Source organism: Isoptericola sp. NPDC056618 (assembly GCF_042792715.1).
GTDB lineage: Bacteria > Actinomycetota > Actinomycetes > Actinomycetales > Cellulomonadaceae > Isoptericola > Isoptericola nanjingensis.
The window spans coordinates 89,646-104,824 of sequence record NZ_JBHTVZ010000010.1 but is presented as its reverse complement, the minus strand read 5'-3'; the positions used below and the strand labels follow the sequence as shown (position 1 = coordinate 104,824).

At 74.9% G+C, this 15,179-nt stretch carries 13 protein-coding genes; 9 read left to right on the top strand and 4 right to left on the bottom strand.

Features of this window, described 5'->3' with window-relative positions; translation table 11 throughout:
• Window positions 1-16 precede the first annotated feature (16 nt).
• Together ACFQ8T_RS13550 and ACFQ8T_RS13545 are read right to left on the bottom strand one after the other, a co-directional pair.
• Window positions 17-889 (bottom strand): hypothetical protein, encoded by an 873-nt coding sequence (locus tag ACFQ8T_RS13550; RefSeq protein WP_430547045.1) that lies wholly within the window; start codon window positions 887-889, stop codon window positions 17-19.
• Between the two features lie 42 nt (window positions 890-931).
• Window positions 932-1,474 (bottom strand): DinB family protein, encoded by a 543-nt coding sequence (locus tag ACFQ8T_RS13545; RefSeq protein ID WP_430547044.1) that lies wholly within the window; start codon window positions 1,472-1,474, stop codon window positions 932-934.
• Window positions 1,475-1,639: 165 nt separating this feature from the next.
• Here ACFQ8T_RS13545 and ACFQ8T_RS13540 point away from each other — a divergent pair, with 165 nt between their 5' ends.
• From ACFQ8T_RS13540 to ACFQ8T_RS13525, 4 genes are all read left to right on the top strand, one after another.
• The gene (locus ACFQ8T_RS13540; RefSeq protein WP_430547043.1) at window positions 1,640-2,209 is read left to right on the top strand and encodes a hypothetical protein; all 570 of its coding nucleotides are present in this window, start codon (window positions 1,640-1,642) and stop codon (window positions 2,207-2,209) included.
• A gap of 44 nt (window positions 2,210-2,253) precedes the next feature.
• Complete coding sequence (locus ACFQ8T_RS13535) at window positions 2,254-2,853, top strand: hypothetical protein (RefSeq protein ID WP_430547042.1); 600 nt, start codon at window positions 2,254-2,256, stop codon at window positions 2,851-2,853.
• Window positions 2,850-4,487 (top strand): methyltransferase, encoded by a 1,638-nt coding sequence (locus ACFQ8T_RS13530; RefSeq protein WP_430547041.1) that lies wholly within the window; start codon window positions 2,850-2,852, stop codon window positions 4,485-4,487. The genes ACFQ8T_RS13535 and ACFQ8T_RS13530 overlap by 4 nt, the downstream gene beginning before the upstream one ends.
• Before the next feature lie 135 nt (window positions 4,488-4,622).
• On the top strand, window positions 4,623-5,156 hold the full coding sequence (locus ACFQ8T_RS13525) for a hypothetical protein (protein WP_430547040.1): 534 nt from the start codon (window positions 4,623-4,625) through the stop codon (window positions 5,154-5,156).
• Between the two features lie 81 nt (window positions 5,157-5,237).
• On the opposite strand, the gene ACFQ8T_RS13520 is transcribed toward ACFQ8T_RS13525, so the two are convergent.
• Entirely contained in the window at window positions 5,238-6,662 is a 1,425-nt protein-coding gene (locus ACFQ8T_RS13520) for a TrkH family potassium uptake protein (RefSeq protein WP_430547039.1), read from the bottom strand.
• Between the two features lie 117 nt (window positions 6,663-6,779).
• On the opposite strand from ACFQ8T_RS13520, the gene ACFQ8T_RS13515 reads away from it, so the two are divergent.
• Entirely contained in the window at window positions 6,780-7,922 is a 1,143-nt protein-coding gene (locus ACFQ8T_RS13515; RefSeq protein ID WP_430547038.1) for a S1 family peptidase, read from the top strand.
• Window positions 7,923-8,003: 81 nt separating this feature from the next.
• On the opposite strand, the gene ACFQ8T_RS13510 is transcribed toward ACFQ8T_RS13515, so the two are convergent.
• Complete coding sequence (locus tag ACFQ8T_RS13510; RefSeq protein ID WP_430547037.1) at window positions 8,004-8,651, bottom strand: TetR/AcrR family transcriptional regulator; 648 nt, start codon at window positions 8,649-8,651, stop codon at window positions 8,004-8,006.
• Between the two features lie 101 nt (window positions 8,652-8,752).
• On the opposite strand from ACFQ8T_RS13510, the gene ACFQ8T_RS13505 reads away from it, so the two are divergent.
• From ACFQ8T_RS13505 to ACFQ8T_RS13490, 4 genes are all read left to right on the top strand, one after another.
• A complete protein-coding gene (locus tag ACFQ8T_RS13505) occupies window positions 8,753-11,323 on the top strand; it encodes a beta-glucosidase (protein WP_430547036.1) in 2,571 nt (856 codons plus the stop codon).
• A gap of 86 nt (window positions 11,324-11,409) precedes the next feature.
• Complete coding sequence (locus tag ACFQ8T_RS13500) at window positions 11,410-13,089, top strand: ABC transporter substrate-binding protein (protein WP_430547035.1); 1,680 nt, start codon at window positions 11,410-11,412, stop codon at window positions 13,087-13,089.
• The gene (locus ACFQ8T_RS13495; protein WP_430547034.1) at window positions 13,089-14,201 is read left to right on the top strand and encodes an ABC transporter ATP-binding protein; all 1,113 of its coding nucleotides are present in this window, start codon (window positions 13,089-13,091) and stop codon (window positions 14,199-14,201) included. The genes ACFQ8T_RS13500 and ACFQ8T_RS13495 overlap by 1 nt, the downstream gene beginning before the upstream one ends.
• The gene (locus ACFQ8T_RS13490) at window positions 14,198-15,178 is read left to right on the top strand and encodes an ABC transporter permease (protein WP_430547033.1); all 981 of its coding nucleotides are present in this window, start codon (window positions 14,198-14,200) and stop codon (window positions 15,176-15,178) included. The genes ACFQ8T_RS13495 and ACFQ8T_RS13490 overlap by 4 nt, the downstream gene beginning before the upstream one ends.
• Window position 15,179 lies beyond the last annotated feature (1 nt).

Sequence of the window (15,179 nt, the reverse complement as noted above, 5' to 3'; positions counted from 1 at the left end):
AGGTCCGGGCCGAGGATCAGGCCGGGCGGCCGCGGCGCAGCACGCCGGCCGTGACCCCCGCGCCGACCCCCACCGCCGCGGCGATCCCGAACGCCCACCACAGCTGGGTGCGCAGCGGCACCAGGAGGGCGTCGACGGTGTCGTCCAGCACCTGGCGTCCCGCCTCGCCGACGTCGAGCCCGGCGAAGCCCGCCTGCACGGCCTCCGGCAGCAGCACGAGGAGCACCAGCATCGCGACGGCGGTCAGCGCCCCCGTGACGGCGACCGTGCGCAGGCGCCGGCCGGGCCGGGCGGCGAGCGCCGCCAGCACGGCGAGCAGCACCGTCGCCGGCAGCGCCCAGGGGGTCCACCGGTCCAGGACGGCGACGGCCGACTGGGCGGTGGAGAGGTTGTCCGACGCGTACAGGACGACGTCCGCGCCGGTCGACGCGAAGCCCTCCGGAACGGGCAGCCCGCGGTCGCGCAGCGCCTGACCGATCGACTCCAGGAACGGGTCGAGGGGCAGCGTCACCACGCCGTCCGCGGCGTCGACGACGTCGCTCTCGTCGCGCAGCACCGCCACGGTCGCGGCGTGCCCCTGCCGGGTGGCCTCCTCCCACGCGGGCGGGAAGGCGTCGGAGCGGACGAAGAGGTCCGCCACCTCGCCGATCACGGGCCGCAGCGCGCCGGCGAGCACCCCCGAGTCGATCTGGCCGACCACGGTGCCGGTCAGCGCCTCGGCGACGGCGTCCTGCGTGGTGATCTCGTCCGCCAGCGGCGCCGTCGCCGCGACGTACGACTCTGTGTCCAGCAGCGTGCCCTCGACGTACCGGGCGGGCACCGTGACCACCGCCGCCAGCACCGCGAGCAGGACCAGGACGCCGCTGAGGAAGCTCCGCACACCCGCCATGGTCGGCACGCTACGCGGCCGCGGGCGGGGCCACAGCGCGGGCTACAGCCCGGTGCGCCCGTCGATGCACTCGCGCAGCAGGTCCACGTGGCCCATGTGCCGGGCGTACTCCTCGAGCACGTGCAGCAGCACGTCGCGCGCCTCGACGGTCCCGCCGTCGTAGGGCACCTCGCGGCCCAGGTCCTCGCCGGCGAAGCACTCGTCGGCGACCTCGACGGCACGGTGCCAGGCGTCCCACGCCTCCTCGACGCAGGTCGCGTCGGGGAGGGCGCCGTCGAAGTCGACGTCGGGGTAGCCGGGCAGCTCGAACGGGCCGCGCTCGTCGCGGCTCTGCAGCACCCGGCGGAACCAGTGGTGCTCGACGTTCGCGAGGTGCCGGACGAGCCCGAGCAGGGAGAGGGTCGACGGCGGCACGGCGCGGCGCGCGAGCTGGGATGCGTCGAGGCCCTCGCACTTCATGACCAGGGTCATGCGGTAGCGGCAGAGGTATTCCCAGAGGGTCTCCTTCTCGCCGACCGGGTCGACGCCCGTCGCTCGCGGGTCGTTCTCGGGATGCACCCACAGGCCGGGCGTGGTAGAGGTCACGCGCGTAATCTGGCCGAACGCCCGCCACGGGTCAAGCGGCGCCCTCCCACCTGCGGCGACGTTCCGGCGCCGGGCGCTCTCCCGGTACCCTTCGGCAGCATGAGGGCCAGGACGAGACGCGCTTCCGGCGCCTCGCGCGGACTGCTCGGTCGCCTGAGGCGACCGGTGCCGGGGCCCTGGCGCCGTCGGTCCTCCCTCGCCGCCGCGGGCGCGCTGTCCCTGCTCCTGGGGCTCGGCGTCGGGGTGGCGGCCGGCTTCGTCGCGGACGCGGGCGCGCCCGCGGAGGCCGTCCTGTCGGCCGGCCCGCCCGACGAGTGCCCGGTGGTGCAGGCCGCGTGGTCGCGGGCGGCGTCCCTGCAGATCGGGATGACGGCCGACGACCCGGCCACCCTCCGGCGCGGCTTCGTGGGTGCCCGCGACGCGCTCGCCGAGGTCCGTCCGCCCACGGAGGTGCGGGACGACTGGCTCACCGTCGCGACCTACGTCAGCGTGGTCGCCGACGAGATCGAGGCGGCCGGCGAGGACGAGGTCGCGTCCGCCGTCGCGGACGCGCTGGCGAACCTGGACACGGCGGCGATGACGGCCGCGTCGAACCGCGTCACGACCTTCCTCAAGGCCGGCTGCGGCGCGACGGACGCGCCGACCGACGCGGAGGGTGACGCGGGGGAGGACACGCACGACGACACGGACGACGACACGGACGACGACACCCAGGGCGACGCGCCCGCCGGCTGAGGGGTGATTTCCGCGCGCGCGGGCGGGTGACGCACCATAGGGGGATGCGCCGCGCCCGCCTCCTGCCCCGCCAGCTCCCGGTCGTCGTCGTGGGGATGCTCGTCGCGGGGGCCGCGCTGGCCGGCTGCGGGCAGTCCGACGACGGCGCGGAGCCGGTCGCGGAGCCCGCCCCGGCGGTCTCGATCCCGGGCGACCTCTCGATGGGCGTCGAGGGCGAGCCGAGCCGGTCGAAGGGCTCCGGGTCGGCGTCACCCGACCCGAGCGCCGACGCGACGGACGGCGGCAAGGACGAGTCCGGCCTCGACCACGAGACGTGCGCGGGGCTGCAGCAGGCCTGGTCCACGACGAACCGTGCCCTCGTGGACCTCAGCCCCGAGCACCCGCGCGCGCTGGTGCAGAGCTTCCGCACCGCGGACGAGGCGATGGCCGCGGTGGAGGCGCCCGAGGGGGTGGCGAAGCCCTGGGGCGTGATGGCCGACTACCTGGGCAGCGCGGAGACGGCGTTCGAGGACGTCGACGAGGACGACGCGGACGCGGTCAGCTCCGCGATGGCCGGCGCGATCACGGCCGACGACACCGCCGACGCCACGGCCGCGGCCAAGGACATCACCGTGTTCCTGTCGACGGAGTGCGCGGGCCGATGACGACGCGCGGCACTTCCTCGACACCCGCGTCGACGCCCGCCTCAGCGCCGGTGCCCGGCGCGGCGGGGCACGCCGCGCCCCTGGTCGACGCGCTGCGGTCGAGCCTGACGGCGGCGGGCTACACCGTCGACGGCGTGGGCGAGGTGCTGGGCGACGTCGCGTCCGCGGCGCTGCACCGCGAGCAGACCGTGCCCGCCCGCCGCGCGCTCGCCGACGTCGCCGCCGCGCACGAGCCGCGCGCGACGCTGGCCCGCCTCTTCCTGCTCGGCGACGACGTGCCGCGCGCGGCGCTCGACCGCGCGCTGCCCGGCGTCGGCACCGCCGGCGCCACGCGCCTCGGCCTGGTGGCCGCCGCCGGCGAGGGCGACGACGACGCCGTGCACGCCGTCGTCGACCTGCGCCCGTACGCCGCCGTCGACGCGGCCGGCGACGCGTCGTGGTGGCTGGCGAGCGACCTCGCCGAGCTGGCCACGGGCGGCCGCCTGGCGACCGACCACGTGCTGGGTGCCGGCGGCGCCTCGACGACGCTGGCCCAGGTCACGGCCCGCACGCCCGTGGGTCGCGTGCTCGACCTCGGCACGGGCTGCGGCATCCAGGCGCTGCACGCGGCGCGGCACGCCCGCCAGGTCGTGGCGACCGACCTGTCCCGGCGGGCGCTCGGCTTCGCCCGGTTCAACCTCGTGCTCAACACCCCGGCGGAGGGGGTCGACGTCGCGCTGCGGCACGGGTCGATGCTCGACCCGGTGGCGGGGGAGAGCTTCGACCTCGTGGTCTCCAACCCGCCGTTCGTCATCACCCCGCACGCCGGCGCGGCGGGCGCCGCGGTGGCGGAGGCGCTGGGCGACTACGAGTACCGCGACGGCGGCCGCTCGGGCGACGACCTGGTGCGCGACCTGGTGCGCGACGTCGGCGGCGTGCTCGCGCCGGGCGGGGTCGCGCAGCTGCTGGGCAACTGGGAGCACCGCCGCGGCGAGCCGTGGGACGAGCGGGTGGGCGCCTGGCTCGACGCGGCCGGCCTGGACGGCTGGGTGATCCAGCGCGAGGTGCTCGACCCGGCCGAGTACGCGGAGACGTGGATCCGCGACGGCGGCACGACCCCCGAGCGCGAGCCGGGCGCCTGGGCCGCCGCCTACGGCGCGTGGCTGGACGACTTCGCGTCCCGCGACGTCGAGTCCGTCGGCTTCGGCATCGTCACCCTCCGCCGGCCCACGGGCGACGCGCGCCCCACGCTGCGCCGCCTCGAGGAGCACACCGGGTCGGTGCACCAGCCGCTCGGCGCGCACGTCGCGGCGTCGCTCGCGGCGCACGACTGGCTCGAGGCGCACGACGACGCCGCGCTGGCCGAGGCCCACCTCGTGGCGGCGGACGACGTCACCGAGGAGCGGTTCCACACGCCCGGGCAGGCGGACCCGAACGTCGTCGTGATCCGGCAGGGCGACGGGCTGGGGCGCGGGGTGCACGCCTCGACCGGCCTCGCGGCCTTCGTCGGGGTGTGCGACGGCGAGCTCGCCGTCGGGCAGATCGTCGGGGCGCTGGGCGCGCTGCTCGACGTCCCCGTCGACGACCTCCGCTCCGAGCTGCTGCCCGCCGTCCGCGGCCTGGTGCGCGACGGCTTCCTCCGTCCTGCCGACTGACCTCCCGCCGGTCCGACCTCCCGCCGGACTGGTCTCTCCGCGTGGGAGCCTGCCGTCCGTGGGCTGTGCCACATGGGGAGTTCTCCCCGTCGCGCCCGGGCGCGCGAGCGACGCCGGTCGGCCACCATGGTCACCATGCGCAACCGACTGACCATGACCCGTGCCGCCGCCGTGGCCGCCGCCGCCCTGCTCTCCCTCGGCCTGGCCGCCTGCGGCGGCTCGGGCGACTCGGGCTCCGGCGAGGGCACGCCCGCCGCCGAGGAGCAGGCCGCCGAGGAGAGCCCGGCCGAGGAGAGCCCCGCCGAGGAGGAGGCCCCGGCCGACGAGGCGGCCGGCGGCGACGTGTGCGGCGCCGTCCAGACCCTCACCGAGGCGTCCTCGGCGATGGGCGACGTCGACCCCGCCGACCTGCAGCCCACCGTCGACAAGCTCGAGGAGCTCACCACCACGCTCGAGGGCGTGGGCGAGCCGCCCGCGGAGATCGCCGACGACTGGGAGACGCTGACCACGTCGTTCCGCACCGCGACGGACGGCCTGGGCGCCGCGGCCGAGGACCCCACCGACGCCGAGGCGATGACGAAGCTGCAGGAGGCCATGTCCGCGATGACGGGCTCGGAGTTCCAGGAATCCGCTCAGGCCGTCGGCACGTACGCCGGAAAGAACTGCTGACACGTCGAGGTCGGTGCCGAATCGACCCTCGAGCCGGCCGTCCGAGGATCGATGCAGCACGCTCGATGCGTGGCGGGGTCGTCAGCCGATGACGACGGCCGCCTCCGGGCGCCGGTAGAGGCGCTGCCGGTCGCGCATCGCGAGGCCGGTGCCGAGGGTGATGGGCCCGAGCCGGCCGAGGAACATCAGGGCCACGAGCACCAGCTGGTGCCAGGGCTGCATGTCCGCGGTGATCCCGGTGGACAGGCCGGTGGTGCTGAACGCCGAGATCACCTCGTACAGCACCTGGTCCAGGGTGAACAGGCTGGTGGAGAGCGTGATCGCGAGGGTGGGCAGCACCACGGCCGCGACGCCGACGAGCGCGACGGTGAGCGCCTGCCGCTGGGTGCTCGGCGTGAGGCGCCGGTCCCAGAGCGTGGCGTCGGGGTCGCCGCGCAGCTCCGACCAGATCGCGACGGCGAGGACGGCGAACGTCGTCACCTTGATGCCGCCGGCGGTGCCGCCCGACCCGGCGCCGACGAACATGAGCATGTCGGTGAAGAACCAGGTGCCGTTGTTGGCCTGCGACAGGTCCACGGAGTTGAAGCCGGCGGTGCGGGGCATCACCGCCTGCGTGAACGCGGCCAGCACCTTCGCCGGCGGGTCGAGCGGGCCGAACGTGCCGGGGTTGCGCCACTCGGCCGCGAGGAAGAACACCGTGCCCACCACCAGCAGCACCGCCGTCATCAGCACGGTGAGCCGCGTGTGCACGCTCCAGCGCGACAGCCGGGCGAGGTCGGTCGGGCCCTCCTCGGTCCGGCGGGTGCGGTGCAGGCGCCACAGCTCGAGCAGCACGGGGAAGCCGAGGCCGCCGATGATGATCGCGGCGCAGATCGGCAGGCACACCCAGGGGTCGGCGACGAACGGCAGGAGGTTCTGGCTGTAGATCGAGAAGCCCGCGTTGTTGAACGCGGACACGGCATGGAAGACGCCGGACCAGACGGCGTGGCCGAGCGGCTCGTCGTAGGCGGCGGCGAACCGCGCCGTGAGCACCGTGGCCACCACCAGCTCCGTCACGACCGTGAACCGCAGCACCCCGAGCAGCACGCGTCGCACGTCGCCCATCCCGACGGACCGCGTGGACTCGGTCGCCACCAGCCGGGTGCTGAGCCCCAGACGACGGGTCAGCAGCAGGCCGAGCAGCGACGCCAGCGTCATGACCCCGAACCCGCCCACCTGGATGAGCAGCAGGATCACGACCTGCCCGAACGGCGTCCAGAACGTCTCGGTGTCGACGACGGCGAGGCCGGTCACGCAGGTTGCGGACGTCGCGGTGAACAACGCCTCGACGAAGCTCGCGTTCCTCCCCGTGGCGCTGATCGGCAGGCTCAGCAGGGCCGTGCCGGTGGCGATCGTCGCGAGGAAGGCGAGGGTGACCACCTGGGCCGGGCGGCGGCGCAGGCTCGCGGGTGACGCGGGGGAGTTCGCGGGCACCCGGTGCGGGCGCAGCCACGGGATCGGGTGCACAACGGATCAGTGTGCACCCGGTCTGCAGCCTGGGCGCGCCCTGGCCGGGGGCTGGTCGTCCCCGTAGCGTGTGGTGCGCCGGGCAACCGTCCGGTACCTGACGGAAGGAATTCTCCGATGAGACGCACGACCTTCAGGACGATGGCCGCCACGGCCGCCGGGCTCACGCTCGCGGCGACCGCGGCGACGGCCCAGGCCGCCGGTCCGGACCCCGACGACGACGTCGCGGGCGCGGACCGCTATCCGGCGGGGCTCCTGCAGGCCATGACGGACGACCTCGGCGTGTCGAGGGAGCGCGCCGTCGAACGGCTCGACTTCCAGGACGACGCCGCGGCCGCGCAGGAGCGGCTGCGGGAGGAGCTCGGCGACGACTTCGCCGGCACCTGGCTCGACCCGGAGCGGGACCGGCTGTACGTCGCCACGTCGAGCGGCGCCGCGGACGCCGCGGTGCGGGCGGCGGGCGCCCGGGCCGTCGACGCCCGGTACTCGCTCGACCAGCTCGAGGGCTGGGCCGCGGACCTGGGTGACGACGCCGCCGCGGCCGCCGGCGTGACCGGCTGGCACGTGGACGTGCGGGACAACACGCTCGTGGTCGAGACGCTGGCGGGCTCGGACGCCCGGGCCGGCGTCGACGACGTGCTGGCCGCCGCGGGCGTGCCGAGCGGCGCCGTCACGCTGAGCACGACGGCCGAACGGCCGCGCGTGCTGGACGACGTCGTCGGCGGCAACGCGTACTACATCAACGGGGCGTCGCGCTGCTCGGTGGGCTTCGCCGTCACCGACGGCTTCGTCACCGCGGGGCACTGCGGCTCCGCGGGCGACCCGACGTCGCAGCCGGAGGGGACGTTCGCCGGGTCGAGCTTCCCCGGCGACGACTACGGGTACGTCCAGGTGGGGCCCGGCAGCACGCCCGTCGGTGCCGTGAACGACTGGGCCGGCGGCCAGGTCGCCGTCGCGGGCGCCGAGCCGGCGCCGGTGGGGGCCCAGGTGTGCCGCTCCGGCTCCACGTCGGGCTGGCACTGCGGCACGGTCGAGGCGCTCGACGTCTCGGTCTCCTACGCCGAGGGCACGGTCGACGGGCTCATCCGCACCGACGTGTGCGCGGAGCCGGGCGACTCCGGCGGCTCGCTGCTGGCGGGCGACCAGGCGCAGGGCGTGACGTCCGGCGGTTCCGGCGACTGCACGTCCGGCGGCACGACGTTCTTCCAGCCCGTGGGCGAGATCCTCGACGCCTACGACCTCACCCTGGTGACCGGCTGACCGCTGCGAGTAGTACCGAGTCCCGCGAGGTGGTGCGCACCACCACCTCGCGGGACTTCTGCTACCTCGCGGAGACCCGTACTACCTCGCGGGGACGACGTGCGGGGCGTCCGGCCCGGCGAGGACGGCGGCGAGGATCGCCTCGATCGCGAACGCCGTCTCCTGCGCGAGATCGACGGCGTCCGGGTCCAGGAGCCACTGCACCTGCAGGCCGTCCATGACGCCGATGACGGCGCTCGCGGCGCTGCGGGCCCGGGCCTCCTCGAGCGCCACGCCGCGCTCCTGCGCCACCTGCAGGAGGGCCGTGGCGATCTCGCCGCGCAGCACCGTGAAGCGCTCCGTGACCCACGCGGCCGCCGGGTGGCCGTCCGTGACGGACTCTCCGGTGAGCACCGAGTAGGCCTGCACGATGCCGCGCCGGTCGGCGTTGATCCGCGCGGTGGTCATCAGGTGCCGGAACAGGTCGAGCCCGCCGGGGATGTGCTGCCCCTCGAGATGCTCGACGTCCACCCGGTCGCGGTACTCCAGCACCGCCCACAGGAGCTTGTCCTTGCTGCCGAAGTGGTGCAGCACGCCCGCGTGGGTGATGCCCACCTGCTCCGCGACGTCGACCAGCGACCCCGCGTGGTAGCCCTTCGAGCCGAACACGCGCGTCGCCGCCGCGAGGATCTCCTCGCGCCGCTCCGCCTTCGAGGGGCGGGTCCGTCGCGGGGTGCTGCCGTCTGCCATGGCGTCACCATACTGTGACCTTGCGCTACTTACTTACCTGTCAGTAACTGTGCTTCACTGGGCGCCAGTCGACGCCGACCAGGACGAGGGAGTACCGCCGCGTGTCATCGCAGACCGCTGTCACCAGCACCGACGCCAGCACCGATCGGGAGATCGACGCGCTCGTCGACCTCCTCGGCGTCGAGGAGAAGGCCGCCCTCGTGGTCGGCGCGTCCATGTGGGCGACCCGCGCCGTCGCACGGATCGGGCTCGAGCCCGTCGTCATGTCCGACGGCCCCGTGGGGGTGCGCGACCCGTACGGCCGCGGCACCTCCGCGATGCTGCCCGCGCCGTCGGCGCTCGCGGCCACATGGGACGTCCGCCTGGCGCGCCGGGCGGGGGAGCTGTTCGCTGCCGAGGCCCGCCGGCACGGGGTCGACATGGTCCTGGCGCCGCAGGTCAACCTGCAGCGCACGCCCGTCGGCGGCCGGCACTTCGAGTGCTACTCCGAGGACCCGCACCTCACGGCCGAGGTCGCCGTCGCGCTCGTCGGCGCGGCGCAGGACCGGGGCGTCGGGATGTGCGTGAAGCACTACGTGGCCAACGACTCCGAGACCGACCGCACCCGCTATCTCGCCCGCGTCGACGAGCGGACGCTGCGCGAGGTGTACCTGGCGCCGTTCGAGCGGCTCGTCGCCGCCGGCGCGTGGAGCGTCATGGGCGCGTACAGCGGGGTCGACGACGGCACCACCGCCGCGCCCGCCCTCGAGCACCGCCCCCTGCTCACCGGCGTGCTCAAGGACGAGTGGGGTTTCGACGGTCTGGTCGTGAGCGACTGGGTGGCCACGCACTCGGTGGCCGCGGCCGTGCACGGCGGGCTCGACCTGCAGATGCCCGGCCCGGACGGGCCGTGGGGGGACGGCCTGCTCGACGCCGTCCGGTCCGGCGAGGTGACGGTCGCCGAGCTCGACGACAAGGTGCGCCGGCTGCTGCGTCTCGCGCACCGCGTCGGGCGGCTCCCGCTGCCGGGCGCCGGCAGCGCCCTCCCGGCGGTCGCGGCCGAGGACCCGGCGCCGCTGCTGCGCGAGCTCGTCGCCCGCTCCGTCGTCGTGCTCAAGGACGACGACGGCCTGGTGCCGCTGGTCGACACGGACGACGGCGCCGCTCCGCTGCGCGTCGCCCTGCTCGGCGCGCACGCGGCGGAGCCGTTCTTCCAGGGCGGGGGCTCGTCGTTCGTGGTCCCCGACCGCCTCACGTACCCCGCGGACGCGCTGCGCGACGCGCTCCCGGCGCGCTCGGTCGTGGACGTCGTCGCCGGGTCGCGCGTGCTGCGCAACCCGCCGGCGCTCGACCTCGCCCGCTGCACCGACCCCGTGACCGGCGCGCCCGGCGTGAGGCTGGAGTGGCTCGGGGCCGACGGCACCGTGCGCCGCGCCGAGACCCGGACCGCCTGGGAGGGCTGGTGCGCCGACGTCGGCCCCGACGACGCCGCCCTGCGGCTCACCGCCCGCGTGCGCACCGACGAGCCGGGCGCCCACGAACTGGGGGTCGGCACGGTGGGCGTGCACCGGGTCACGGTGGACGGCCGGACGGCGTCCGCGGGCGACGTCGTCGTCGACGAGGACGTCATCCTCGCCTCGGGTCACAACCACCCCCTCGCCGCGACGCTGGCCGTCGAGGGCGGCGCGGACGGCGCCCTCCTGGAGGCGGAGCTGCAGGTGGTGCACCCCGTCGGCTACGACCGGTTCGTGCGCGGTGCGCTGGTGCACCGGCTGCCCGGCCCGTCGGCCGAGGAGGAGCTGGCGGCCGCGGCCGCCGCGGCCCGGGAGGCGGACGTCGCCGTCGTCGTCGTGGGCACCACGCCCGAGGTCGAGTCCGAGGGCTACGACCGTGCCGACCTGGCGCTGCCCGGCAACCAGGACGAGCTGGTGCGGCGCGTGCTGGCCGCCAACCCGCGCACGGTGGTCGTCGTCAACGCGGGCGCGCCCGTGCTGCTGCCCTGGTACGACGAGGCCCCCGCGGTGCTGTGGGCCTGGCTGCCCGGCCAGGAGGCGGGCACCGGGCTCGCGGACGTGCTCGCCGGCGTCACCGAGCCGTCCGGCCGCCTGCCGTGGACGCTGCCCGCGCGCGCCGAGGACGTCCCGGTGCCGCACGCGATCCCCGTCGCCGGCGTCGTCGACTACGCCGAACGGCTCGACGTCGGCTACCGGGCCTGGGAGCGGCGGCTCGGTGCCGGGTCCGGTGCCGGCACGGGCCCCGGTGGCCCGGCGCCCGCCGCCCCCTTCGGTCACGGCCTCGGCTGGACGAGGTGGGACTACGAGGCCGCGGGCCTCGCCGCCCCCGGGCTCGCCCCGGGCGACGCGGACGTCGTCGTGCACGTGACGGTGCGCAACACCGGCGCGCGGCCCGGGCGCGAGGTCGTGCAGGTCTACGTGACCCCGCCGCCCGGCACGGCGGACACCGATCCCGCCCGGCCCGTGCGCTGGCTCGGCGGCTTCGCCGTCGTCGAGGCCGCGCCCGGGGAGCGCGCCACCGCCGACGTGCGCGTGCCGCGCCGCGCCCTCCAGACGTGGGACACCGCCGCCGGCGGCTGGACCACCCCGCCCGGCACCTACCGCCTCACCGCGGGCCGGTCGGTGCGCGACCCGCGGCTCGACGTCGACCTCGTCGTCGCGCCCGACACCCAGCCCTGACCAGCCCTGACCATCCAGCACCGATCACCCGATCACCCACCCAGCGCCCCGCCATCGGCGGCGGGGCTCGTGCAAGGAGGCACACCGTGAGAATCCGCAAGCTCAGCACGGCGGTCGCGAGCGCCGCGGTCGTGGCCATGCTGGCCGCGGCGTGTGGCGGCGGCACCGGCGGGAACAGCCCGTCCGCCTCGTCCGGCGGCGTCGGCACCGAGACCCTGACCGTCGGCATGCCCAACGGCGTGCAGACGGAGAACCAGTCGCCGTTCGCGACCGGCTCGTCCGCGCTCTCGCTCGGTTACGCGTTCGTCATCTACGAGCCGCTCATGATGCGCAACCAGGCCAAGCCGTCCGAGGACCCGGAGCCCTGGCTGGCCGAGAAGATCGAGTGGAACGAGGACTACACGCAGGCCGTGATCACGCCGAGGTCGGGCGTGACCTGGTCGGACGGCGAGGACTTCACCGCCGACGACGTCGCGTTCTCGATCCAGCTGCGCATCGACCACGAGGGCCTCAACGCGGCCGCTCTGCCGTACGACAAGGTCGAGTCCGACGGGACGACCGCGACGGTGTCGTTCACGGCCCCGCAGTACGTCAACCAGTCCAAGCTCTACGACCTGCTCATGGTCCCGGAGCACCTGTGGAAGGACGTCGAGGACCCGACGACGTTCACGAACACCGAGCCGGTCGGGACCGGGCCGTACACGCTCGAGTCGTGGACGCCGCAGGCCGCGACCGTCACGGCGCGCGACGACTACTGGGGCGGGCAGCCCAAGGTCCCCGAGATCCGGTACTCGTCGTACAACGACAACAACGCGCTCACCACGGCCCTCACCACCGGCGAGGCGCAGTGGGGCTGGACGTTCATCGCCGACTACGAGAACGTCTACATCGCGCAGGACCCGGAGCACTACCACCAGTACGCGGCGGCGGGCCTCGGCATCGACGCGCTCTTCCTCAACAACGAGAAGAAGCCGTTCGACGACGTCGCCTTCCGCCAGGCGCTCAACATGGTGATCGACCGGCAGGAGCTGGTGGACGTCGCCACCTCCGGCGTGAACCCGCCGCTGACCAACGCCACCGGCCTGCCGCTGCCCGCCGGCGAGCCGTACCTCTCCGACGCCTACGCGGACGCCGACCTCGCCGTCGACGTCGAGGGGGCCAAGGCGCTGCTGACCGACGCCGGCTACACCTGGGAGGGCGAGAAGCTCGTCGACCCGGACGGCGAGAAGGTCACCTTCGAGCTCACCGACCCGGCCGGATGGAACGACTACCTCACCGCGCTCGACCTCATCAAGAACGCGGCCGCGACGCTCGGCGTGGACGCCACGGTCAACCCGGTGAACCAGGACGGGTGGTTCGCCGACGTCGTCCCGCCGGGCGACTTCCAGGCCACGCTGCACTGGACCGACGGCGGCGCCACCCCCTGGGACATGTACTCCGACCAGTTCGACGGCGCGCAGTACAAGAAGCTCGGCGAGCCGGCCACGTGGAACTTCGGCCGCTTCCAGGACGACGCCGCGACGAAGGCGTTCGCCGACTACGCGGCCGCGACCGACGACGCCGCGCGCGCGGCCGCGATGGACACCATCCAGCAGGTCTACGTGGAGCAGGTGCCGGCCATCCCGATCTGGTCGCGACCCGCCACCGCGCAGTACTCCTCGCTGAACTACGTCGGCTGGCCGTCCGAGGACGACCCGTACAACCAGCCGCAGCCCACGGGGGTCCAGGCGGCCCAGATCGTCATGCACCTGGAGCCCGCGTCCTGATGTCCGCGCACACCACCACCCCCGGGGCGCCCGCCGGCGCCCCGGGGGGCACCCCCCGCACCGACCCCGGCGCGCCCGTGCTCGAGGCCGTCGGGCTCACCAAGCACTACCCGGTCAAGGGCGGCGGCTCCGGGCGCGGCGCCGTCGTGCACGCCGTCGACGGCGTGGACCTCGCGCTGCACGCCGGCCGCGTCGTGGCCCTCGTCGGCGAGTCCGGCTCCGGGAAGTCGACCGTGGCGCGGCTGCTCGCGCAGCTCCAGCCCGCCACCGCCGGCCGCCTGCTGCTCGGCGGCTCCGACGCGCGGGCGCGCGGACGCCGGGCGTTCCGCCGCTACGTGAACCGCGTCCAGATGATCTTCCAGGACCCGTTCGCCTCCCTGAACCCGGTGCACCCCGTGCGGTACACGCTCACGCGGGCGCTGCGCATCCACCGCGGCCGCCTGCGCGGGGACGAGCTGGAGCGGGCGCTCGCCGAGCTGCTCGAGCGCGTGCACCTCACGCCCGCCGAGCGGTACGTCGACAAGTACCCGCACGAGCTGTCCGGCGGGCAGCGCCAGCGCATCGCCATCGCGCGGGCGCTCGCGGCCGACCCGGAGGTGCTGCTGGCCGACGAGCCGATCTCGATGCTCGACGTGTCCATCCGGCTCGGGATCCTCAACCTGCTCGCGGACCTGCGCGACCGGCTGCACCTGGCCATCCTCTACATCACGCACGACATCGCGTCCGCCCGGTACTTCGCCGACACCACCCTCGTGATGTACGCGGGGCGGGTCGTGGAGTCGGGGGACAGCGAGTCGGTCACCCAGGACCCGAAGCACCCGTACACGCGGCTGCTCCTGGCGTCCGCCCCGGACCCCGAGGACCTCGCCGAGCGGCCCCCGGGGGCCCCGCGCGGGGAGCCGCCCAGCCTGGTGCGGCCCCCGTCGGGCTGCCGCTTCCACCCGCGCTGCCCGTTCGCCACCGACCTGTGCGCCGCCGAGGCGCCGCCCCTGCTCGACGTCGGGCACGGGGCGGGCGGCGAGCCGCGGCAGGCCGCCTGCTGGGGGTACTCCGACCGGGCCGACGCCCCGGCCGTGCCGCGGACCGCGACACCGACGGGAGGGGACGCATGAGGTTCGTCCTGCGCCGCGCGGTCTTCTACCTGTTCACCGCCTGGGCCGCGATCACCATCAACTTCTTCGTGCCGCGCCTGCTGCCCGGCGACCCGGTGACCGCCCTCATGGGGCGCATGCAGGGCCGGATCGACTCGAACGCCGAGGAGTCGCTGCGCGTCCTGTTCGGGCTCGACCAGGACATGTCCCTGTGGGACCAGTACGTGCACTACTGGCAGATGCTGCTGCACGGCGACCTCGGGCTGAGCTTCACCCACTTCCCGACGCCGGTGGCCGACATCGTCACGCAGGCGCTGCCGTGGACGGTCGGGCTCGTGGGGATCGCCACGGTCATCGCGTTCCTGCTCGGGACGGCCGTGGGCACCGGCATCGGCTGGCGGCGCGGCACCTGGGCCGACTCGCTGCTGCCGATCACGACCTTCTTCTCCGCCGTGCCGTACTTCTGGCTCGGCCTCATCGCCATCGCGGTGTTCGCCGTGAACCTCGGCTGGTTCCCGTCGAACGGCAGCTACGACCGCGGCATGGTGCCGTCGCTGAGCTGGGAGTTCGTCGGCTCGGTGATCTACTACGGCACGCTGCCGGCGCTGACCATCGTCGTGTCGTCGATCTCCGGCTGGATCCTCGGGATGCGCAACATGATGGTCACCGTCTCCAGCGAGGACTACGTCACCGTGGCGCACGCCAAGGGGCTGCCCGCGCGGGCGGTCGTCGTGGGGTACGCGGCGCGCAACGCGATCCTGCCGCAGGTCTCCAGCTTCGCCCTGGCCCTCGGCTTCGTCGTCGGCGGCACGCTCGTCATGGAGATGGTCTTCAGCTACCAGGGCATCGGCTACACGCTCTACCAGGCGGTCTCCACCCACGACTACCCGCTGATGCAGGGCTGCTTCCTCGTCATCACGCTGTCCGTGCTGGTCGCCAACCTCGTGGCCGACCTGGCGTACGCGGCGCTCGACCCCCGCACCCGGCAGGAGGGCTGAC